This is a genomic window from Capillimicrobium parvum (assembly GCF_021172045.1).
Lineage (GTDB): Bacteria > Actinomycetota > Thermoleophilia > Solirubrobacterales > Solirubrobacteraceae > Capillimicrobium > Capillimicrobium parvum.
Map to the genome: position 1 here is coordinate 3,889,509 of NZ_CP087164.1, position 19,623 is coordinate 3,909,131.

20 protein-coding genes are annotated in these 19,623 nt (G+C 73.4%); 8 read left to right on the top strand and 12 right to left on the bottom strand.

Annotated elements, in window-relative coordinates:
- Positions 1-16: 16 nt before the first annotated feature.
- From DSM104329_RS18945 to DSM104329_RS18955, 3 genes are read right to left on the bottom strand one after another with little or no spacing between them, the layout of a single operon-like run.
- Positions 17-427 (bottom strand): nitroreductase family deazaflavin-dependent oxidoreductase, encoded by a 411-nt coding sequence (locus DSM104329_RS18945; protein ID WP_259311413.1) that lies wholly within the window; start codon positions 425-427, stop codon positions 17-19.
- A gap of 27 nt (positions 428-454) precedes the next feature.
- The gene (locus DSM104329_RS18950) at positions 455-1,738 is read right to left on the bottom strand and encodes an SAM-dependent methyltransferase (protein ID WP_259311414.1); all 1,284 of its coding nucleotides are present in this window, start codon (positions 1,736-1,738) and stop codon (positions 455-457) included.
- Complete coding sequence (locus DSM104329_RS18955) at positions 1,722-1,955, bottom strand: hypothetical protein (protein WP_259311415.1); 234 nt, start codon at positions 1,953-1,955, stop codon at positions 1,722-1,724. The genes DSM104329_RS18950 and DSM104329_RS18955 overlap by 17 nt, the downstream gene beginning before the upstream one ends.
- A gap of 131 nt (positions 1,956-2,086) precedes the next feature.
- On the opposite strand from DSM104329_RS18955, the gene DSM104329_RS18960 reads away from it, so the two are divergent.
- Entirely contained in the window at positions 2,087-2,653 is a 567-nt protein-coding gene (locus DSM104329_RS18960) for an HdeD family acid-resistance protein (RefSeq protein ID WP_259311416.1), read from the top strand.
- Between the two features lie 78 nt (positions 2,654-2,731).
- On the opposite strand, the gene DSM104329_RS28965 is transcribed toward DSM104329_RS18960, so the two are convergent.
- Positions 2,732-3,244: a UGSC family (seleno)protein gene (locus tag DSM104329_RS28965; protein WP_326924508.1), complete on the bottom strand. Its 513-nt coding sequence runs from the start codon at positions 3,242-3,244 to the stop codon at positions 2,732-2,734.
- Positions 3,241-4,701, bottom strand: a complete 1,461-nt coding sequence (locus DSM104329_RS18975; RefSeq protein WP_259311419.1) for a thioredoxin family protein — start codon at positions 4,699-4,701, stop codon at positions 3,241-3,243. The genes DSM104329_RS28965 and DSM104329_RS18975 overlap by 4 nt, the downstream gene beginning before the upstream one ends.
- 40 nt (positions 4,702-4,741) lie before the next feature.
- Between DSM104329_RS18975 and DSM104329_RS18980 the strand changes: the two genes are divergently transcribed.
- Together DSM104329_RS18980 and DSM104329_RS18985 are read left to right on the top strand one after the other, a co-directional pair.
- Complete coding sequence (locus tag DSM104329_RS18980; protein ID WP_259311420.1) at positions 4,742-5,044, top strand: putative quinol monooxygenase; 303 nt, start codon at positions 4,742-4,744, stop codon at positions 5,042-5,044.
- Positions 5,041-5,817, top strand: a complete 777-nt coding sequence (locus DSM104329_RS18985; RefSeq protein WP_259311421.1) for a type 1 glutamine amidotransferase — start codon at positions 5,041-5,043, stop codon at positions 5,815-5,817. The genes DSM104329_RS18980 and DSM104329_RS18985 overlap by 4 nt, the downstream gene beginning before the upstream one ends.
- Here the strand turns inward: DSM104329_RS18985 and DSM104329_RS18990 are convergent.
- Positions 5,747-6,046: a DUF3892 domain-containing protein gene (locus tag DSM104329_RS18990; RefSeq protein WP_259311422.1), complete on the bottom strand. Its 300-nt coding sequence runs from the start codon at positions 6,044-6,046 to the stop codon at positions 5,747-5,749. The two genes, DSM104329_RS18985 and DSM104329_RS18990, sit on opposite strands and share 71 nt — an antisense overlap.
- 15 nt (positions 6,047-6,061) lie before the next feature.
- Complete coding sequence (locus DSM104329_RS18995; RefSeq protein ID WP_259311423.1) at positions 6,062-6,724, bottom strand: YrhK family protein; 663 nt, start codon at positions 6,722-6,724, stop codon at positions 6,062-6,064.
- A 120-nt stretch (positions 6,725-6,844) separates the two neighbouring features.
- On the opposite strand from DSM104329_RS18995, the gene DSM104329_RS19000 reads away from it, so the two are divergent.
- Entirely contained in the window at positions 6,845-8,986 is a 2,142-nt protein-coding gene (locus DSM104329_RS19000; RefSeq protein ID WP_259311424.1) for a molybdopterin-containing oxidoreductase family protein, read from the top strand.
- Here DSM104329_RS19000 and DSM104329_RS19005 read toward each other — a convergent pair.
- Positions 8,958-11,144 carry a transglycosylase domain-containing protein gene (locus DSM104329_RS19005; RefSeq protein WP_259311425.1) on the bottom strand — a complete coding sequence of 729 codons (2,187 nt, stop codon included), beginning with the start codon at positions 11,142-11,144 and terminating at the stop codon, positions 8,958-8,960. The genes DSM104329_RS19000 and DSM104329_RS19005 overlap by 29 nt on opposite strands.
- Positions 11,145-11,381: 237 nt before the next feature.
- Here DSM104329_RS19005 and DSM104329_RS19010 point away from each other — a divergent pair, with 237 nt between their 5' ends.
- Entirely contained in the window at positions 11,382-12,626 is a 1,245-nt protein-coding gene (locus DSM104329_RS19010; protein ID WP_259311426.1) for an acyl-CoA dehydrogenase family protein, read from the top strand.
- Positions 12,627-12,639: 13 nt separating this feature from the next.
- Here the strand turns inward: DSM104329_RS19010 and DSM104329_RS19015 are convergent, their stop codons facing one another.
- Together DSM104329_RS19015 and DSM104329_RS19020 are read right to left on the bottom strand one after the other, a co-directional pair.
- Positions 12,640-14,058, bottom strand: coding sequence for an amidase (locus DSM104329_RS19015; protein WP_259311427.1), 1,419 nt, complete (start codon positions 14,056-14,058; stop codon positions 12,640-12,642).
- 2 nt (positions 14,059-14,060) lie between these two features.
- Entirely contained in the window at positions 14,061-14,621 is a 561-nt protein-coding gene (locus DSM104329_RS19020) for a carboxymuconolactone decarboxylase family protein (protein WP_259311428.1), read from the bottom strand.
- 379 nt (positions 14,622-15,000) lie between these two features.
- Here DSM104329_RS19020 and DSM104329_RS19025 point away from each other — a divergent pair, with 379 nt between their 5' ends.
- On the top strand, positions 15,001-15,765 hold the full coding sequence (locus DSM104329_RS19025) for a class I SAM-dependent DNA methyltransferase (RefSeq protein ID WP_259311429.1): 765 nt from the start codon (positions 15,001-15,003) through the stop codon (positions 15,763-15,765).
- Between the two features lie 17 nt (positions 15,766-15,782).
- Here DSM104329_RS19025 and DSM104329_RS19030 read toward each other — a convergent pair whose 3' ends face one another.
- Positions 15,783-16,571 carry an ArsR/SmtB family transcription factor gene (locus tag DSM104329_RS19030; protein ID WP_259311430.1) on the bottom strand — a complete coding sequence of 263 codons (789 nt, stop codon included), beginning with the start codon at positions 16,569-16,571 and terminating at the stop codon, positions 15,783-15,785.
- 214 nt (positions 16,572-16,785) lie between these two features.
- Between DSM104329_RS19030 and DSM104329_RS19035 the strand changes: the two genes are divergently transcribed.
- Both DSM104329_RS19035 and DSM104329_RS19040 read left to right on the top strand, forming a co-directional pair.
- Positions 16,786-17,037, top strand: a complete 252-nt coding sequence (locus DSM104329_RS19035; protein ID WP_259311431.1) for a helix-turn-helix domain-containing protein — start codon at positions 16,786-16,788, stop codon at positions 17,035-17,037.
- A 217-nt stretch (positions 17,038-17,254) separates the two neighbouring features.
- On the top strand, positions 17,255-18,355 hold the full coding sequence (locus tag DSM104329_RS19040) for a GGDEF domain-containing protein (RefSeq protein WP_259311432.1): 1,101 nt from the start codon (positions 17,255-17,257) through the stop codon (positions 18,353-18,355).
- Between the two features lie 28 nt (positions 18,356-18,383).
- Here DSM104329_RS19040 and DSM104329_RS19045 read toward each other — a convergent pair whose 3' ends face one another.
- Positions 18,384-19,571, bottom strand: coding sequence for a zinc-dependent alcohol dehydrogenase family protein (locus tag DSM104329_RS19045; protein WP_259311433.1), 1,188 nt, complete (start codon positions 19,569-19,571; stop codon positions 18,384-18,386).
- Positions 19,572-19,623: the final 52 nt, after the last annotated feature.

Consider the following 19,623-nt stretch of genomic DNA (forward strand, 5'->3'; position numbering starts at 1 on the left):
CGCGCGGGCGCGGCGGCTACTCGCGCTCGAGCACCACCATCGGGATGACCCGCGAGGTGGCCTTCTCGTAGTCGCGGAAGTTCGGCATCGTCGCGACGTGCGCCTCCCAGAGCCGGTCTCGCTCCTCGGGGCCGGCGATGCGTGCGTGAGCCCCGAACGTCTCGGTCCCGACCTCGACGCGCACGGCCGGGTCGGCCTGGATGTTCAGAAACCAGGCCGGATGCGTGTCGGCGCCCGCCTTCGACGCGGCGATCACGTAGCCGTCGCCGTCGGCGGCGCCGCTGTGGACGAGCGGGCTGACCCGCGGCTCGCCGCTCTTGCGGCCCGTCGTGGTCAGCAGCAGCAGCGGCGCGCCCTCGAACATGCCGCCGACGCGGCCCTCGTTGGCGCGGAACTCCTCGATGATCTGGTCGTTGAACGACGCCACGCCTGCCCTCCTCGGTGCATGTTCAGCTCAGCGCAAGGCTACTCCGGGCGTGCTCGCCCGCGCGCGCTCCCAGTCCGGGCGCAGCGGCATCCGCGCGGCGCCGCGCGGACCGGTGCGGACGGCGAGCATCTGGTGGACCTCGATGCGGTCGAGGTCGAAGCCCACCCGCGACATCGCCATGTAGAGCCGCCACATCCGCGCGCGCCGCTCGCCCACCTCGGCGACCGCCTCGGCCCAGTGTCGCTCCAGGTTGGCGCCCCACTCCCGCAGCGTCATCGCGTAGTGCTCACGCAGGCTCTCCGTGTGGCGGACCTCCAGCCCGTGGTCGTGCAGCGCGGAGACCACCGTGCCCGGACCTTGCAGCTCACCGTCGGGGAACACGTAGCGGTCGATGACCGGGCCCATGCGGCCGCCATGGTGGCCCGAGGACCGCGTGATCGTGTGGTTGAGCATCCGCCCCTCCGGCCGCAGGCGCGCGGCGAGCCCGCTGAAGTGGGCGTCGAGCTGGGCGGTGCCGACGTGCTCCATCGCGCCGACCGAGGCGATCGCGTCGAAGCCCGTCTCGCCGATGTCGCGGTAGTCGAGCAGGCGCAGCTCCGCCCGCCCGTCGAGCCCGGCCGCCGCGATCGCCGCGGTCGCCCACTCGGCCTGCCGGCGCGACAGCGTCACGCCGAGCGCACGCACGCCGTAGTGCTCGGCGGCGTGGCGCACGAGCGACCCCCACCCCGCCCCGACGTCGAGCAGCCGCTGTCCTGGCCGCAGGTCGAGCTTGCGGCAGACGAGGTCCACCTTCTCGGCCTGGGCTTCGTCGAGCGACGCGTCCGCGGTCGGGAAGACGCCGCAGGAGTACACCATCGACGGCCCCAGCACCAGCTCGTAGAAGCGGTTGGAGAGGTCGTAGTGGTGCGCGATCGCGTCGGCGTCCCGGCGCCGGGTGTGGCGGACGAGGCCGCGGCGCCAGGGGGTCGGCGCCTCCTCGGGCGGCAGCGGCGGGCGGCGCAGGACCCACGGCCCGAGCGCGCGCAGCGCGGCGGCGAGGTCGCGCGCGCGCAGGCCGCCGCGCGCGTGCGCGAGCAGCGCGTGCAGGGTCGCGTGCAGGTCGCCGCGGACCTCGAGCGTGCTCGTGACGTACGCGCGGGCGAGGCCGAGCTGGCCGGGCGCGGTGGCGAGGTAGCGCAGCGCCAGCGGGCTGCGCAGCTCGATGACGCTCTCGGCATCGCGCGGGCCGGCCGCACTGCCGTCGTACGCGCGCAGAGCGACGGGGCAGTCGCTCGGCACGAAGCGCTCGTAGAGCTCAGCCAGCGTCGTCATGGCCTCGGCCGCGCATCCTCGCACGCGCGGGCACGGCAGGCGAGCCGTTCAGCCGGCCCGGTCGCCCCTCGAACAGGTCGCGCACGGTGGCGGTGAGCACCGCCGGCAGCAGCGGCTGAGCGATGGCCCGCTCGACGAGGAGGAAGGCGCCGAGCAGCGCGGCGGCCGCGCCGAGCCGCGCGAGCGGGCGGGTCGTGCACGACGGGCTCCTGATCACGGTTCACAGATGCGTCAAGGCAACCTCGCGAGCCTTCACAGCACTGTCAAACGTCAGAGCGCGCGGCAGGAATCGGGCCCCGTACGGCGTATTCCACGGGCGCCTGATCCACGAACGGAGGACGGACGGACATGACGACGACCACGCCCGCGGGCGCCCTGCACGAGATCACCCGGCTGTGGTGGCTGGTGCTCCTCTTCGGGATCGCCGTTCTCGCAGTCGGTGTCTTCTTCGTCGCCTCGCCCCACGAGACCCTCAGCACGTTCACGGTGATCGCCGGCATCTTCCTGCTGGTCGACGGCGTCCTCGCCCTCATCGCATCGGTCGTCGGATCGGGCGAGGGTCGCGGGCTCGTGGCGCTGATCGGCGTGCTCAGCGTGCTCGCCGGCCTCGTCCTCGTCAAGCGGCCGTTCGACACCCTCGTCGTGTTCGCCCTCATCGTCGGCGCCTGGTTCGTCGTCGCCGGCATCGCCCGCCTCATCGCCGGCTTCGCCGAGCGCGACGGCCGCGGCGGCAACCTGCTCATCGCCGCGATCGACGTCGTGGCCGGCATCGTCATCCTGGCGTGGCCGGACCTCGGCCTCTCGACGTTCGCGGTGATCCTCGGGATCGTCCTGATCATCCGCGGCCTGCTGTTCGTGTTCGCCGGATGGCAGCTGCGCGGCGTCGATCGCGACCTCGATCGCCGCACCGCCTGACCGCGCCGCCCGGGCGCGGCGCGCGTCGTCAGCCGGCGACGAGGGCCGCGACGATCTCGTCGACCGCCGCCCGCGCCGTCAGCGCGCGACGAGGGCCGCGACGATCTCGTCGACCGCCGCCCGCGCCGCGGCGCGCAGCTCATCGTCGGTGCGGTCCTGCACCGGGTGGGCGACGAACACGCGCCGGACCTCCGGCTGGCCCAGGCGCCCCGCCTGGACGTCCGCGGCCTGCACGAACGCCGACGAGGCGACGAGCACCGCCGGGGTCCCTGCCGTCTCGAAGCTGAGCACGTCGCGCAGACCGCACGACACACAGGAGCCTCAGTCGGCGAGCGCCTCGATGACCGCGTCGCAGCGCTCGGCGATCTCGCGGCGCACGTCGACCGGCGCGGGCTTCGTGAAGGTCGGCTTCGCGGTGCGCTGCACCGCGGCGCCCCGCGCCCGCAGGAGCGCCTCGAGCTCGTCGAGGAACACGTCGCCGCGCGGCTTGCGGATGTCGAGCAGGGCGATGCGCGCCGGCAGCTGCGGCGGGCGCGGCGCGAGCGGACGGCCCTCGGGCGCGCGCTCGCTCGTAGGGTCGAGGATCGTCAGCGCCACGGCGACACCGCCTCGGTCACGGGCACGCTGCCGGCCTCGCCGCCGACCCAGGAGCCGTAGACCATGGAGAACAGCCCCGCGTCGCCGCCCGCGTGGGCGACCACGATGCGATCCGGAGCCGCGAACTTCGCCACCGCCTGGTCCGGGTCGTCGACCCACGCGGGGTCGAGGCCCTCCGCGATCCCGCCCGCACCGCGCACGAGCGAGCGGGCCGGGGCCATCGTCCGCGCGAAGAGCTCCTCCTGCAGGCGCTCGCGCGACCAGCCCGCCCCGGCGAACACGCGGCCGTGCTCCGGGCCGACGACGAGCAGCGCATCCCAGGCCAGCCGCTGCCGGACGTGCGCGACCGCCTCGAGGCCGCTCGCCAGCGAACGGGCGAGCGCGTCGGGCTCGCGCGCGAGCTGGTCGACGACGATCCGCGGCGCTTCGGTCGCCATGACGGTCACCCCGGTCTCCTCGGCGTCGAGCCCGCGGGCGACGTGCAGCGGGGAGAACGGCGAGTCCCAGGTGCGCTCGGCGAAGCAGCTCGCGAGCTTGCCGGGCTGGCCGTGGGCGGCGCGGTCCTCCTCGCGCGGGCGCCCGCCGCCGACGTTGCGCACCACGAGGCCCAGCGCGCGGCCGATCGTGAGGTTCGCCCGGTTGCCCTGGCCGAGGCAGTTGCCCTCGGCGTTCATCCCGATCTCGGCGGCCAGCGGCCCGCTCACCACGATGGTCGGCCCCGCGGGATGCGTGGTCGCCACCACGCCGTGCAGCGCGAACTCGGGCCGGCACGCAGCGTGGACGGCCGCAAGGACGACCGGGAACGCCTCCGGCGGGCAGCCCGCCATCACCGCGTTGATCGCCACCTTCTCGACCGTCGCCTCGCCGTCGTAGGGCGGCACGACGCCCACGACGTCCTGCGCGTCGCGCGACGTGGCGTCGAGCATCTCGACGACCCGCTCGGCGGTCGGCGGGATCACCGGCAGGCCGTCGGTGACGCCGCGTTCGAAGAGCGCCTCGAACGGGTCCTCGAGCTCGCCGACCGTGAGCTCGCGCGCCCGCAGCCGGCCCGCCCGGCGTGCGGCGCGCGCGGCCAGCCGCGCCGCGACCTCGGGCTCGCGCGTGCGCGACGCGCAGCCGGGCCGCATCTCCGGGAGGCCGTCGAGCGCGATGTGGACGCCGGCCCGCTCGGCGATCTGCGCGTAGCGCGCGCGGTGCAGCCCCTCGACGCGGGCGGTCTCGGCCTCGCCGTCGAGCAGCACGAGGGCCGGCACCGCCTCGAGGTCCAGCCGCGCGCTCAGCGCGAGCTCGTCGTCGAGCTCCGGCACGGCCCGCAACCCCAGCCGCGCCGCCTGCGCGGCGGTGTCGTCCGCCTCGGACTGCGACAGCACCCGCACCCCGGCGGCGTCGAGCGCCGGAAGCACCTGGTCGCAGACCGGGCAGTCGTGCTTGACGAGCGCGACGAGCTCCATCGTGAGAGCGACCCTACGCCCCGGCATACTTCGCCGCCACATGATCGGCCTGCACATCACCTACACCGTCCGCCCGGAGTCGGCCGACGAGGCCGCCGGCCACCTCGCCGCGATGGCCGCGGCGGTGCGCAAGGACGAGCCCGACTGCCTTGCCTGGATCGCCACCCGCGATGCCGAGCGGCCCGAGGTCTTCCACCTCACCGAGATCTACCGCGATGAGGCGGCCCGCGAGGCGCACCGGGAAACCGAGCACTTCCGGCGCCACGTCGTCGACGGCTTCCGCGCGCTCGCGGTCGACCGCGTGGCGGGCACCGGCGCAGTGACCGCAGCGGTCTGGAGATGACCCCGGACGTCCTCGTCCTGCAGCACATCGCCTGCGAGCCGCCGGGCATCTTCGAGGACGTCCTGCGCGAGCACGGCGCCGCGATCACGCGCGTCGAGCTCGATGAGGGCGAGCGGATCCCTGCGGGCCGGACGTTCGACGCGATCGTCGCGATGGGCGGGCCGATGGGCGCCTACGAGGACGATGCGCACGACTGGCTGACCGACGAGAAGCGCCACCTCGCCGAAGCCGCGCGAGCGGGCACACCGATCTTCGGCGCGTGCCTCGGCGCGCAGCTCCTGGCCGCGGCGCTCGGCGGGCGCGCGTACCGGGGCGAGGAGCCGGAGGTCGGGGTGCTCGACGTCGAGCTGACCGATGCGGGCCGCGCCGACCCGGTGACCGGCGCGCTGCCCGGCCGCTTCCCGACGCTCCAGTGGCACAACGACACGTTCGCGCTGCCTCCCGGCGCCAAGCGGCTGGCGGGCTCGCCGGCGTACCCCAACCAGGCGTTCCGCTGGGGCGACGCCGTCTACGCCGTCCAGTTCCACATCGAGGTCACGGAACCGATGGCGGCCGAGTGGGCGGCGGTCCCCGCCTACGCGCAGGCGCTCGAGGCGGTGCGCGGCCCGGGTGCGCTCGACGCGCTGCTCGCCGACTTCGCCGTGCGCGCGCCCGCGATGCAGCGCCACGCCCGCGCGCTGTTCGAGCGCTGGTTCGCGCTCGTCAGCTCTCGGGCGGGCAGTCCGGCAGCGCCAGCAGCGAGTCGGGCTGCGCCAGGTCCACCTCGCCCTTGAGGTAGTAGTGGCTGAAGGGCCCGCGCGCGACGACGACCTTCGTCTCGTGGCCCTCGGGGTGCTCGAACCACAGGTAGTGGCGGCCGTGGCGCACCGCGTCGACCGCCTCCGCGTGGGTGAAGCGGAACGTCTCGCCGGTGCCGTCGCGGCCGCCCACCGCGAGGATCCGCGCGTGCGGGTCGGTGGAGTCGCTGCGCTGGACGCACGTCACGCGGAGATCCGTCTCCATGTGCGCAACCGTACTTCAGCCGACCGTCGCGGTGCCAGGGGCGGCCGCGTCCGGCTCGATCTCGCGACGCGGCGGCCGGGTCAGCAGCGCCGCGGCGAGGAAGCACAGCGCGCCGGCGAACGTCCCGGCGTTGACCGCCTCGACGTTCAGCACCTCGCCCGAGGACGGGACCACGAACGCCGCGACCGCAGAGACCGCGAAGGCGATCGACCCGAGCATGTTCAGCCACGTCGCCCACCAGGTGCGCGCCTCCGGGTCCCACAGCCGCTCGCGATGCGTCGTGGCCAGCACCGCGAGCGCACTCGACACGAGGAAGCAGATCGAGCCGACGGCGTCCGGGCGCCACACGTGGTGGCGCGCCTGCTCCGTCGTCAGATGCGGCCAGAGCGCGGCGCCGGTGCTGACGTTGAAGCACAGCGTCCCGATGAACTGGATCGCCGCCGACCACCAGTCGTCCCAATCGGTCGCGGACCGCCAGGCGCCGCCGCGCCAGCGCCCGCTCAAGCGCAGCTGGATGAACGCCGCCGCCGTGAAGAACAGCGAGCCGGCGAAGTAGGTGGCGTTGTCGGCGACCGGGCCGACGAGATCGAGGTAGCCCGGCAGCGCCCCGACCGCGAAGCACGCGGAGCCGATGGCGAACCCCAGTGACTCGCGGCGCAGCCGACGCAGGCGGGTCACGTGGCGGTCCCCGGCATGACGCCAGTGTCGCGCACGCGCTGCTTGACCGTCTGAGCGCATCCCTGGCACGGCGCTGCACGGATGCCCCACGGAACGCCGCGGAAGCGATAGGACACGCACATGGCCATCGCCGACCCCACCGCGCCGACCGAGGTCCGCGGCGCCTGCCCGCATGACTGCCCCGACACCTGCGCGATGCTCGTCACCGTCGAAGGCGGCGTCGTGACCGGCGTCCGCGCCGATCCGGACCACCCCTTCACGGCGGGCGCGCTGTGCCCGAAGGTCAACGACTACGAGAACCGGGTCAACAGCCCCGACCGGGTCCTGCACCCGCTTCGGCGCACCGGCCCCAAGGGCGACGGCCGCTTCGAACGCGTCTCGTGGGACGACGCCCTCGACGAGATCGCCGAGCGCTTCACCGCCATCGCGGACGAGCACGGCCCCGAGGCGATCCTGCCCTACAGCTACCTCGGCACGCAGGGCATGCTCAACGGCCTCGCCGTCGGCGACCCGTTCTTCCACCGCCTCGGCGCGACCGTCGGCGAGCGCACGTTCTGCGACTCGGGCTCGTCGACCGCGTACACGATGACGGTCGGCCCGACCGCCGGGATGGACCCCGAGAGCTTCGCCCACTCCCGCTGCATCCTGCTGTGGGCGTGCAACGTGCAGAGCACGAACCTGCACATGTGGAAGTTCATCGCCCAGGCCCAGCGCGACGGGGCGACGGTCATCGCGATCGATCCGATGCGCACGCGAACGGCGCGGCGCGCGGACTGGCACATCCCCATCCGCCCGGGCACCGACGCGGCGCTGGCGCTCGGCATGGCCCACGTCATCGTCCGCGACGGCCTGCTGGACGACGACTACGTCGAGCGCCACACCGTGGGCTTCGACCCGCTGCGCGAGCGGCTGACCGAGTACCCGCCCGACGTGGTCGAGCGCATCACCGGCGTGTCCGCGGCCGACGTCGAGCGCCTCGCCCGCGTCTACGCCACCACGCAGCCTGCGGCCATCCGCGTCGGCGTCGCGATCGAACGCCACCACAGCGGCGGCCAGGCCGTGCGCGCGATCACCGCGCTGCCCGCGCTCACCGGCGCGTGGCGCCACCCCGGCGGCGGCATCCTGCAGCTGACGCACTACGCGTTCCCGGTCAACGGGCTCGCGATGAGCCGGCCGGACTGGATCCGCCCGGGCACACGCGTGGTCAACCAGTGGCAGCTCGGTGCCGCGCTCACCGGCGGGCTCGCGCTCGACCCGCCGGTCAAGGCGCTGTTCGTCTACAACACGAACCCCGCCGTCGTCGTCGCGGACCAGCAGCGCGTGCTCGAGGGCCTGCGCCGCGAGGACCTCTTCTGCGTCGTCGGCGAGCAGTTCCTCACCGACACCGCCCGCCACGCCGACATCGTGCTGCCGAACACGACGCAGGCCGAGCAGACCGACCTGGTGTTCTCGTGGGGCCAGATGTACCTCACGCTGAACCTGCCGGCCGTCGAGCCGCTCGGCGAGGCCGTCTCCAACCGCGAGATGTTCGGCCGGCTCGCGCGCCGGATGGGCTTCGACGACGAGATCTTCGCGATGAGCGACGAGCAGGTCATCCGCGATGTGGCGCTCGACTGGTCGCACCCGAGCCTGGAGGGCATCAGCCTCGACACGCTGCGCGAGACCGGATGGGCGCGGCTCAGCATCCCGCCACCGTCGGAGTACGCGCCGCACGCCGAGGGCGGCTTCCCGACGCCGTCGGGCAAGTGCGAGCTTTATGCGTCGCTGGCCGAGCAGCTCGGCGACTACGTCGTGCCGTTCTTCCGCCAGTGGTACGGCGAGGAGCAGTCCGGCGCGCCGGTCGACCCGCTGCCCGCGTACGTCGCGCCGCCCGACGACGACGGCGCGTTCCCGCTGACGCTGCTCACGCCGAAGGCGCACGCGTTCCTGAACTCGTCCTACGGCAACATGGACCGCCAGCTGCGGCTCATGGGCGGCAGCCAGCCGGTCATCCTGCACCCGCTCGACGCGGCCGAGCGGGCGATCGCCGACGGCGACCCCGTCACGCTGGCGAGCGCGCGCGGCAGCATGCACGGCCGCGCCCAACTCAGCGCGGACGTCGCGCGCGGCGTGGTGGTCTCGCCCGTCGGGTTCTGGATCCACGGCAACGCCGGCGCCACCGTCAACGCGGTAACCGAGATCGGCTTTGCCGACATGGGCCGCGCGCCGGTGTTCTCCGACACGCGCGTCGAGGTCAGCCCGGGGGCGCCGCCCCACCTGTAGGGCCGCCGGTCCCGGCATCGCCGCCGCCGGTGCCGCCCCCGGCCGTGCTGTAGCCGTCCGGCGACCCGGTGGCGCCGGTGCCGCTGCCGGTGCCGCTGCCGGTGCCGCCCGCCCCCGTCGTCGCGGGCGCGGTGGTGGTCGCCCCCGGCGCGGTGGTGGTCGCCCCCGGCGCGGTGGTGGTCGTTCCCGGCGGGGTCGTGGTGCCGGTGCCCGTGCCGGTGCCGGTGCCGTCCGTGCCGGTTCCGGTGCCGCTCTGCCCGCCGCGATGGCCGCTCTCGAAGCTCCCATGGAAGTCCGAGGCGACGAACGGATGCTTCGGCTTCGGGAACTCCCCGCAGTAGCTGCCCTTCGCCGCCGCCATGTACTCGTGCCAGATCGGCGCGGGCAGCGTGCCGCCGAAGACCTCGCCGTAGCCCGGCACCGCGGTCATCGACGTCGTCTCCTTCGGGTAGCCGACCCACACGGCGGTCGACAGCCGCGGCGTGAAGCCGACGAACCACGCGTCGGTGAAGCTGCTCGTCGTCCCGGTCTTGCCCGCCGCCGGGCAGCCGATCCCCTGGCCCGCCGCCGTCCCGCTGACCAGCACCCCCTTCAGCGCGCCGATGACCTTCGCCGTCTGCCCGTCGGTGAACTCCTTGCGCCGCCTGCCCACGCCGGGGTGGTCGACCGTGCCGTCGGGATGGACGACCTTCGCGATGGCGGTGACGCGGTTGCGCCAGCCGCCGTCGGCGATCGTCGCGTAGGCATCGGCCATCTCGAGCGGTGACACCCCGCGCCGCAGGCCGCCGATCGCCTCGGCGGGATAGGCGTTCAGGTGCGACGTGATGCCCATGTCGTAGGCCGCCTTGCGCACGCGCTCCGGCGTGATGTCCGCGCCGAGCTGCGCGTACACCGTGTTGTCGGAGGCGATGATCGCGTTCGTCAGGCTGACGCTGCCGCGATAGCTGTGGTCGTCGGTCTGCACGTGCCACGTCGGTTCGACCGGGTCCCAGCCCGGCATGAGCTCGTGCGAGTCGTAGTACGTCGTGTCCGGATCGATGCCCAGGCGCACGGCGGCCATCAGGTCGATGCCCTTGAACGTCGAGCCGGGCTGGCGGAAGGCCTGGGTGGCGTAGTTGAAGACGGTCGGGCCATACGTCGCCGACGAGGCCATGGCGAGGATGTGGCCGTTGCGCGGGTCGACCGTCACGAGGGCGGCCGAGGGCTGGCCGGGCTGGTTGAGGTGGTCGGCGATGGCCTGGCGCGCGAGCTCCTGCAGGTGCAGGTCGACGGTGGTGTAGACGCGCAGGCCGCCGCGGCGCACGGTCGCCACGCCGTAGCGCTTGATGAGCTCCTGCTTGACGTAGTCGAAGAAGAACTGCTCGCGGCGCTGCTGGTAGTAGGTGTTGTGGTGGACGCCCAGCTTCCTCGCCTTGGCCCGCGCCGCCTGCGCCGGCGTGATGTAGCGCGACTTGACCATCGCGTCGAGCACCTCGCCGCGGCGCTTCTTCGCCGCCCGCTGGTCCTGGAACGGGTTGTACTCCGACGGCGCCTGCGGCAGGCCCGCCAGCAGCGCGGCCTGCGGCAGCGTCAGCCGCGAGGCCGGCGTGTCGAAGAAGATGCGCGCCGCCGCTTCGATGCCGACCGCGGTCTGCCCGCCGACGGTCCCGTACGGCACGTTGTTGAGGTACGAGTCGAGGATCCAGCCCTTCGTGTGCTCCTGCTCGAGCTCGTCGGCCAGCTTCGCCTCGCGGATCTTGCGGGTGAGCGTCTTCTGGTTGCGGGTGCTCGGCGTGTAGAGGTTGCGCACGAGCTGCATCGTCAGCGTCGAGCCGCCCTGCAGCGACCTGCCCTTGGAGATGTTCTTCAGCGCGGCGCGGCCGATGCCGACGTAGTCGACGCCGCCGTGCTCGTAGAAGCGGCGGTCCTCGATCGCCACCGTCGCCTTGCGGACCACGTCGGGAATGCGCCCGGCGCCTACGCGCGAACGCAGCGTGTCGGAGGAGATGAAGCCCAGCCGCGTGCCGTCGGCGGCGTACACGGTGGAGATCGCGCCCTGCGGCTTGGGCTTGAGATGCGCGATGTCCGGGGTGTCGTCGATGACGCCGATCACCCACGACGCGGCGACCGCCGCGGCGGCACCGACCGCGGTGACGATCGTCACGACGACCGCCAGCACCGTCCAGCGTGCTGGGTGCCCACGGCCACGGCGGCGCCGCAGGGCCCGCTGTCGGCGCGTCATGGCTGTCGGCTCGCGCAGCCGGTCATCGCTCTCCATTCTGCCAGCGGCCCGCCGATCCTCCGCCGGACGGCGAGCGTGCAGGGGTTGACCGCCTGAGCGTGGAAGCTTGCACGTCGCTGCACAGTTGCCCGCTACCCGCCACGCAGCCGCGCGAGACCCGGTAACAACCTGAGCATGGAGGCTTCAGCGACCGTCCCCGACTCGATCCCGGTCCCCGAGCCGGATCTCACGCCCGCCGACATGATCGCCCGGGCCCGCGCGCTCGTCCCGATGCTGCGCGAGCAGCAGGACGAGGCCGAGGAGCGCGGGCACTACTCCGAGACCGTGCACGAGGCGTTCCTGAAGGCGGGCTTCTCGCGCACCACGCAGCCGCGGCGCTTCGGCGGCTACGAGTTCGGCTTGCGCACCTTCCTGGAGACGATGGTCATCATCTCCACGGGGGACCCCGGGACCGGCTGGTGCCTGACGCTGGGCTCCAGCCACGCCTGGCTCGTGGCCAGCCACTTCCCCGAGCAGGCGCAGGCCGAGATGTTCGGGCCGGACGGCGACTTCCGCTGCCCGCACCCCGCCGCACCGACCGGTGAGGGCCGGCGCGTCGACGGCGGCTATCAGGTCAGCGGGCGGTGGCCCTATGCGTCGGGCGTGCCGTACGCGACGTGGGTGTTCGCCACCGGCTTCATCGCCGGCGACGACCCGCCCATGCCGTACGTGTTCGCGATGCCGCGCAGCCAGGTGACGGTGCTCGACGACTGGGGCGCGCGAGCGGGCACGGTGCTCGGGATGCACTCGAGCGGCTCGAACACGTTCGTCGGCGAGGACGTGTTCGTCCCCGAGCGCTTCGTGGTGCCGTTCGACTGGTTCGAGCCGAAGTTCCCCACCCCGGGCCTGGAGCTGTACGGCAACCCCCTGTACCTCGGCCGCGCGGGCGGGCCGTACCACACGTCGCTCGTCGTGCCGGTGATCGGGGCGGCGCGCGCCGCGCTCGACGCCTTCGCCGACCACATCCGCGAGAAGCCGACGACCTTCCAGCCGCAGATCCCGCGCTACCGGTTCCACGAGGACCAGCGCGCGTACGGCCAGGCGATGGCGATGACCGACGCCGCGGAGACCATCCTGTACGGCTTCGCCGACCAGTACCAGGAGGCGCTCGAGCAGTCGGTCGCGCGCGGCGAGCCGGTCGACGTCCGCCAGGACGCCCGCTGGTGGGCGCTCATCCAGCAGGCGGGCGGCCTGGCCGCCGGCGCCGTCGAGACGCTCGTGCACCGCGCGACGTCGAGCACGTCCGGCCGCGGCGAGCGCCTCGGCCGCTACTTCCGCGACGTGACGATGTACCGCCAGCACATCTCGGCGCAGCAGGGCGACTTCGCCGTCCGCAACGCGGCGATGTACCTCGGGGCCTCGGACCGCTGGTTGTTCTGATCCTCCGCCGCGCTCAGCGCTCCGGCCACTTGTCGGCCCACGGCCGCGCTCGCTCGAAGGACGCCGCCGCCTGCAGCACCTCGCGGTCGGCGTGCAGGCCGCCGGCGAGCTGGAGGCCGACCGGCCGGCCGTCGCCGGTGAAGCCCGCGGGGACCGTGATCGCCGGGGTCCCGGTCATGTTGTACGGGTAGGTCAGCAGCCAGCCGAGCAGGCGCCGCCGCAGCGGCTCGTCCTGCAGATGCGGCGGGCAGAACTCGTCGGCCCCGAACGCCGGCGAGGCGAGCGTCGGGCTGGCGAGCAGGTCGTGGTCGGCCATGAACGCCGCGAAGCGGTCGTAGTGGGCCCCGCGGGCGTCGCCGGCCACCGACGCCCGCACCGTCGGCAGCTGCGCCCCCTCGTGCAGGAGGTCGATGAGGTCGTCGTCGACCTGCCCGCGCCATGCCTCCCAGTCGTCGACCATCTCCCACTCCGAGGCGAAGCCGGGCAGCCAGACGCCCTCCCACATCGCCTGTTCGGGGTCGTCCCAGCCGGGGTCGGCCTCGACGATCGTGCAGCCGAGCTCCTCGAACGCGCGCACCGCGCGGGCGCAGATCTCGACCACCTCGGGGTCGACCTGCGCGAAGCCGAGATCCGGCGACCAGGCGATGCGCAGGCCCGAGACGTCGCGCTCGGTGGCGGCGAGGAAGCCGCCGCTCGCGTCGGGCAGCGTCAGCGGGTCCTCGGGGTCGGGGCCCGCGACGACGTCCATCATGAGCCCCGCGTCGGCGACCGTGCGCGTGATCGGGCCGTGGAACGCCCACGTGTGGTGGCGGCCCGCGAGCACGGTCTGCGGAATGCGGCCGATCGACGGCTTGAGGCCCACCACGCCGTTCAGCGAGGCGGGGATCCGCACGGACCCGGCGCCGTCGCTGCCCTCGGCCAGCGGCCCGAGACCCGCGGCGACCGCGGCCGCCGCACCGCCGCTGGAGCCGCCCGGCGTCAGGCCCTGGCGCCACGCGTTGTGGGTTGCGCCGAAGATGTGGTTGTCGGTGCCGCCGTAGTAGCCGCTCTCCGGCGAGTTCGTCTTGCCGAGAAACAGCCCGCCCGCGTCGCGCATCCGCCGGTACACCGCCGCGTCCCGCGTGCCGACGTTGTCCTTCAGCGGCATGAGCCCGAACGTCAGCGGCAGGCCGGCGATCGACGTCAGCTCCTTGATGGAGTACGGCACGCCGTGCAGCGGGCCGAGCTCACCGCCGTCGGCCATGGCGTCGGTGAGGGCGCGCGCGTCGGCGCGCACCTGGTCGGGGTCGTGGACGACGAACGCGTTCATGTCGCCGTCGATGCGGGCGATCCGCTCCAGCACCGCCTCGGCGACGTCGCTCGGCGTGACGTCGCGCGAGCGGATGCGATCGCGCAGCTCGAGCGCGGTCAGGAAACAGAGATCCTCGGCCATCGTCAGCTCCGGGGCAGCGGGCAGGCGGTGGTCTCGAGCGACAGCACGGCGAGCATCCGCCCGAAGCCGATGTACTGCCCGGCCATCATCATGAGCTCGAGGATCTGCGCGTCGTCGAAGTGCTCGCGCAGCGCGGCGATGTCGCGGTCGTCGATGTCGTGGTGCTCGAGCGCGAGGCGCTCCGCGAAGGCAACCGCCGCCTTCTCCGCGGGCGAGTACGCGTCGGACCCCTCGTAGCCGTCGATGCCGATCGCCTCGGCCTCGTCGACGCTGTCGACGGCCAGCCGCGCGGCCTTGCACGTCCGGCACCCGTTGAGCGTGGCGATCCGCAGCCGCACGAGCTCCTTCTGCCGGGCGGACAGGCGGGCGAACGGCTCCGCGTCCCCGCTGCTCGTGTGCCAGGGGTAGTAGAAGCGCGTCAGGTACATCTCGAGCAGCTCGGGCGCCGGCGCGAAGGCGCGGGCGACGTGGCGCGAGGACCAGTCCTCGTCGGGCACCGACTCGTGCAGCTCGCGCAGATATCCGTCCAGCTCGTCCGGTGCGGTCAGCGGCAGCCGTGACATGGGCGCTCTCCCTTTTTCCGAAGTGCGATCACCGTAGGTCAGGACAAGCCCGCTGCTCGACCGCTCGGGAGCGCACCCTTGCGGTTTTCGACAAGGGCGCGTGAGGATCAGGCCGCGGACATGCGCGGGATCGGCTTCACGGCACCGCCGCCGCAGCCGTGGTCAGCGTCGGCAAAACGCCCTCCTCCGAGGGGGAAGTGCGCGCAGGCTGGAACGCCCGTTCCGCGCGCACGTGAGGCCGCCTGCACGCAAGTTGGCGCCCGCTGCACGCCGCGCAGGCACTTTTGGCCCGAAAAACACCTGCACAGAGGCAACTTTTTGGCTGAGCGCCACAGTCTGCTTTGTATTGGACATGCAAACGCTCTCCAATACACCGGCCTTGGCTGCCTACGAGGCCCTCGCTCCGACGTACGACGTCTTCACCGCCGAGCACGATCACGACCGCTGGCTGAGGCGCCTCGACGGCATCGTCGAAGAGCATGGGATCGGCGGCTATCGACTGCTCGACGTGGGCTGCGGGACGGGCAAGAGCGCCCGGCCGATGCTCCTGCGCGGCTATGCGGTGACCGCCTGCGACATCTCTCCGGGGATGGTCGCGATCGCCCGCGAGCGCCTCGGTCCGACGGCCGACGTCTTCGTCGCCGACATGCGCGACCTGCCCGGCGACCTGGACACGTTCGACCTCGTCACCTGCCTGGACGATGCGGTCAACTACCTCACGACCCGCGACGACCTGCTGGCCGCGTTCGAGTCCGTGGAGCGGGTCCTCGCCCCCGACGGGCTGTACCTGTTCGACGTCAACACGATGCTCGCCTACGAGACGTCGTTCGCCAGCGACTTCGTCGCGGAGTCGCCCGACGCGGTGTTCTGCTGGCGGGCGGGACAGGAGGCGGCCGGCGAGCCGGACAGCGCCTACAGCGCCATGCTCGACACGTTCGTGCTCGAGGCCGACGGGCGCTGGTCACGAACGACGAGCCGCCATGAGCAGCGGCACTTCAGCGACGAGACGATCCGCGCGTGCCTCGCCGAGGCCGGGCTGCAGTGCGTGGACATGATCGGCCAGGCTCCGGGCGTCCAGCTCAGCCGGCCGGTCGACGAGACCGTCCACCACAAGTGCGTCTACCTGGCCCGCCACGAAGCATGACCGTGGCGGGCGGGGGCTCAGTCGACCGGCACGAGCTCGCGCTCGGGGATGCGCGCCTCCAGGGTGCGCGCCTCCGCCGCGTGCGCGGCCGCTGCCACGACGCGGAGCTGGTCGGCCATGCTGGCGACCAGCGCCCAGTCGGTGCGCGGGCTCGTCAACGACTGCAGCATGTCCTCGCACATGCTCCAGGACCGGTCGAGGGCCTCGTCGGCCGAGAACGACGCATCGTCGTCGTGGCCGTGCGACCGGCCGCCGCCGCTCGGCGCGCGCTCGAACAGCATGAGGATGGCGCCGGCGTTGACCGGCGAGCCGTCGTGCGCGTCCGCGGGCTGCTGGGCCGCCTCCTCCTGGAGCGCCTCGATGCGCTCGAGCAGGCCGGCGAACTCGCGGGTGAGGGTCGTCCACTGCTCCTCGCTGACGGTCAGCGACGAGCGGCTGAGGTGGATGTCCGTGCGGTCGAACCCGCCCGCCTCGAGCGCGGCGAGCGTGGCCGTCTGCGTGTGGGCGAGCGTCGCGGCGACCGCCGCCTCGCGCGCGGCCGTGGAGATGGAGCCGTACTCGGTGTCGTCGAAGAAGGGCAGGCGGGCGAGCTCGTACGTGATGCCGCGCGACGTGCGCATGCTGCACAGCAGGCCAGCGCGCTCGAGCACGCGCGCGTGACGCTGGACGGTGCGGCGATCGGCGCCGACCTCGGCGGAGAGGGCGTCCAGACCGACCGAGCCGCCGTCGAGGGCGGAGATGATGCGAATGCGCAGTGGATGGGCGATCGACCGCGCCAACTGCGGCGCCCGGTCCGTGGTGGACATCTCGATCCTTTCTTCGTGCGACCGGTCAGAGGCCGGCGATTGCTTGATGCTTCTAGCAGACTTCACGTGCCGTGGCGAGCCGAGGACCGGCGCCCGGTAGGCCGAATGACAAGGAGGTGCCCATGATCCTGAAGCCGTAATACCCCCATCGGACCGACGGGGGTCGGAAGCCTGGCTTCCGGCCCCCGTCTACCGTAGGTAGCGTCCGGCGCGCATGTCAGAGGACGCCCCCTCCCTCGAGGCGCTCGGCCGCGCGGTCCGGCTCCTGCGCCAATCGCGCCGGCTTGCGCAGGACGAGCTTGCCGTGCGCACGGGGCTGCACCGCACCTACCTGGGGGGAATCGAACGGGGCGAGCGCAACCCGACGTGGAAGACCCTCGCCACCATCGCGGCCGGCCTCGGCGTGTCGCTGTCGCAGCTCGTCAAGCGCGCCGAGGACGAAGCGCGCAACGGCGACGCCCCCTGACGACCCGCGCGCGGCCGGTGGTCGCGCGTGCCGGGGCGGAGGGCGAACTGGACGGATGATCGAGGTGTCTGCGACGCAATTTGGCGCGTATCCGCTCGTATCAGGCGACCTGACGTGGGCGAGGGGTTGAAATACTCACCTTCTTCCGACGATACTCATAGTCATCAAATGGATACGGATAGTCGTCACCGGATGACGCGCCGTCTCCACGAGCCCCATGAGCACACCCCGCCGCTTCACCCTCGTCACGTCAGCGACCGAGCTGCCGCCCGTCCCCCTGGTGCCCGCCGAGCGCGACGAGCGCGCGACGATGGCGCGCTGGGGCGGGGCGCTCTGGCTGCTCGCCGCCGCGGTCGCCGGCGCCGGCCAGCTGGTGCCGGGCGTCCCGCACGACCACAGCGGCCTCGTCTGGGCGCTCGTCGCGGGCCTGGGTGCGTACGGCGCCGCCTGCCTGTGGGGCGTCATCCCCTGGGCGAGGCTGTCGATCAACTGGCACGTCGCGGCGGTCCTCGCCTTCCAGCCGCTCCTCGCCCTTGGCCTGTGGGCCACCGGCGGGATCAACTCCTACGTCACCCCGATCCTGCCGCTGGCGATGCTCTACATCGCCTACTTCTTCCCGACCCGGATGGCGTGGATCGGGATCAGCGCGCTCGTGCTCGCCGCTGCGAGCCCGCTCATCTACACGCCGATCGACGAGGACCTGGCGCTGGCGCGGGTCCTCGCGTTCGCGCTCGCATGCGAGGGCTTCACGCTGACGCTGCAGGCGCTCAAGGGCCGGCTCATCTCCGCGGAGCGCCGCCAGCGCGAGCTCGCGCACGTCGACCCGCTCACCGGGCTCGCCAACCGCCGCGGCTTCGACCTCGCGCTGACGAACGCGCTCCGGGCCGCCGGGGCCCCCACCCAGGGCCGGCGCTCGAGCGACACCGCCCCGCGCGTCGCGCTCCTCATCGTCGACGTCGACGACTTCAAGCTCGTCAACGACCGCTACGGCCACACCGCCGGCGACGCCGTGCTGCGCCAGCTCGCCCTCCGCGCGGGCATCGCCATCCGGCCGGGCGACTGCCTGGCGCGCATCGGCGGCGACGAGCTCGCCCTGGTCGCTCCGGGCGCGGGCGAGCGCGGGGCGCTGCGGCTGTCCTCGGCGCTCCTGCGCGCGGCCTCGGAGGTGCGCCCCGCACCCGACGCGCCGCCCCTCTCGCTCACCGTGGCCTGGGCGCTCTACCCGCGCGACGGGCACGACGAGGACGCGCTGTTCCAGGTCGCCGACCAGCGCCTGCACGCGAGCAAGGGCCACCGGCCCGCACACCGCTCCCGCTGAGCGCGGGAACGACGTCCCTCGTTCCCGCTCAGTCGAACACGACGGCCTGGCGCACGGCTTCGCCGCGTGCGAGCCGGTCGAAGCCCTCGTTGATCTCGTCGAGCGTGAGCCGGTGGGTCAGGAGCCGGTCCACGGGCAGGCGGCCTGCGGCGTAGAGATCGACGAAGCGGGGCACGTCGCGGGCGGGCACGCTCGAGCCCAGGTATGAGCCGCGCAGCGTGCGCTCCTCGGTGACGAGCGAGACCGCCGGGATCGTGAGCATGCGGCTCGGATCGGGCAGGCCGACGGTGACCGTGGTGCCGCCGCGGCGGGTCGCGGCGTAGGCGTCGGCGAGCACCCGCTCGTTGCCGACCGTCTCGATCGCCTTGTGGGCGCCGCCGCCGGTGAGCTCGCGGACCTGCGCCACCGCGGCTTCGCCCGCGGGCACGGCGTGCGTCGCGCCCAGCTCGCGCGCGAGGTCCAGCTTCGACGCGATGGTGTCGACCGCCACGATCGTCGTGGCGCCCGCGGCGACGGCGCCGAGCAGCGCGGCCAGGCCGACCCCGCCGAGCCCGAAGACCGCGACGCTCTCCCCCACGCCGACCTCGGCGCTGTGCAGCGCGGCGCCGGCGCCGGTGAGCACCGCGCAGCCGAACACGGCGGCGACCTCGAACGGCAGGTCGGGCCCCACGCGCACGGCGGAGCGCGCCGAGACGACGACATGGTCGGCGAACGCCGAGACGCCGAGATGGTGGTGGAGCGGATGGCCGTCGAGGTCGCCCCAGCGCCGGCCGCCGCCGAGCAGCTCGCCGGCGGTGTTCGCGACCGCGCCCGGCTCGCAGAGCGCGGCGCGGCCGTCGAGGCACGCCGGGCAGTGCCCGCACGACGGCACGAACGTGAGCACGACGCGGTCGCCGGCCGCGAAGTCGCCGACCCCCTCGCCCGTCCCGACGACCTCGCCGCTGGCCTCGTGGCCGAGCACCATCGGCATCACGCGCGGGCGCGAGCCATCGATCACCGACAGGTCGGAGTGGCACAGGCCGGCCGCCCGGATGCGGACGAGCAGCTCGCCCGGGCCCGGACCAGCGAGCTCCAGCTCGCAGATCTCGAGCGGGCGCGACCGCGCGTAGGGCGCGGCGCGTCCCATCTCGCGAAGCACCGCGCCACGGACCTTGAGGCGTCCGGCGGTGAGCGGATCGCCGCTGGCGGCGCCGTGCAGGAAGGGCTCGGAGGGCATGGTGTCGAAGCTATCCGAGCGACGACCTTCAAGCCGTCGCCCCCGGTGCCGA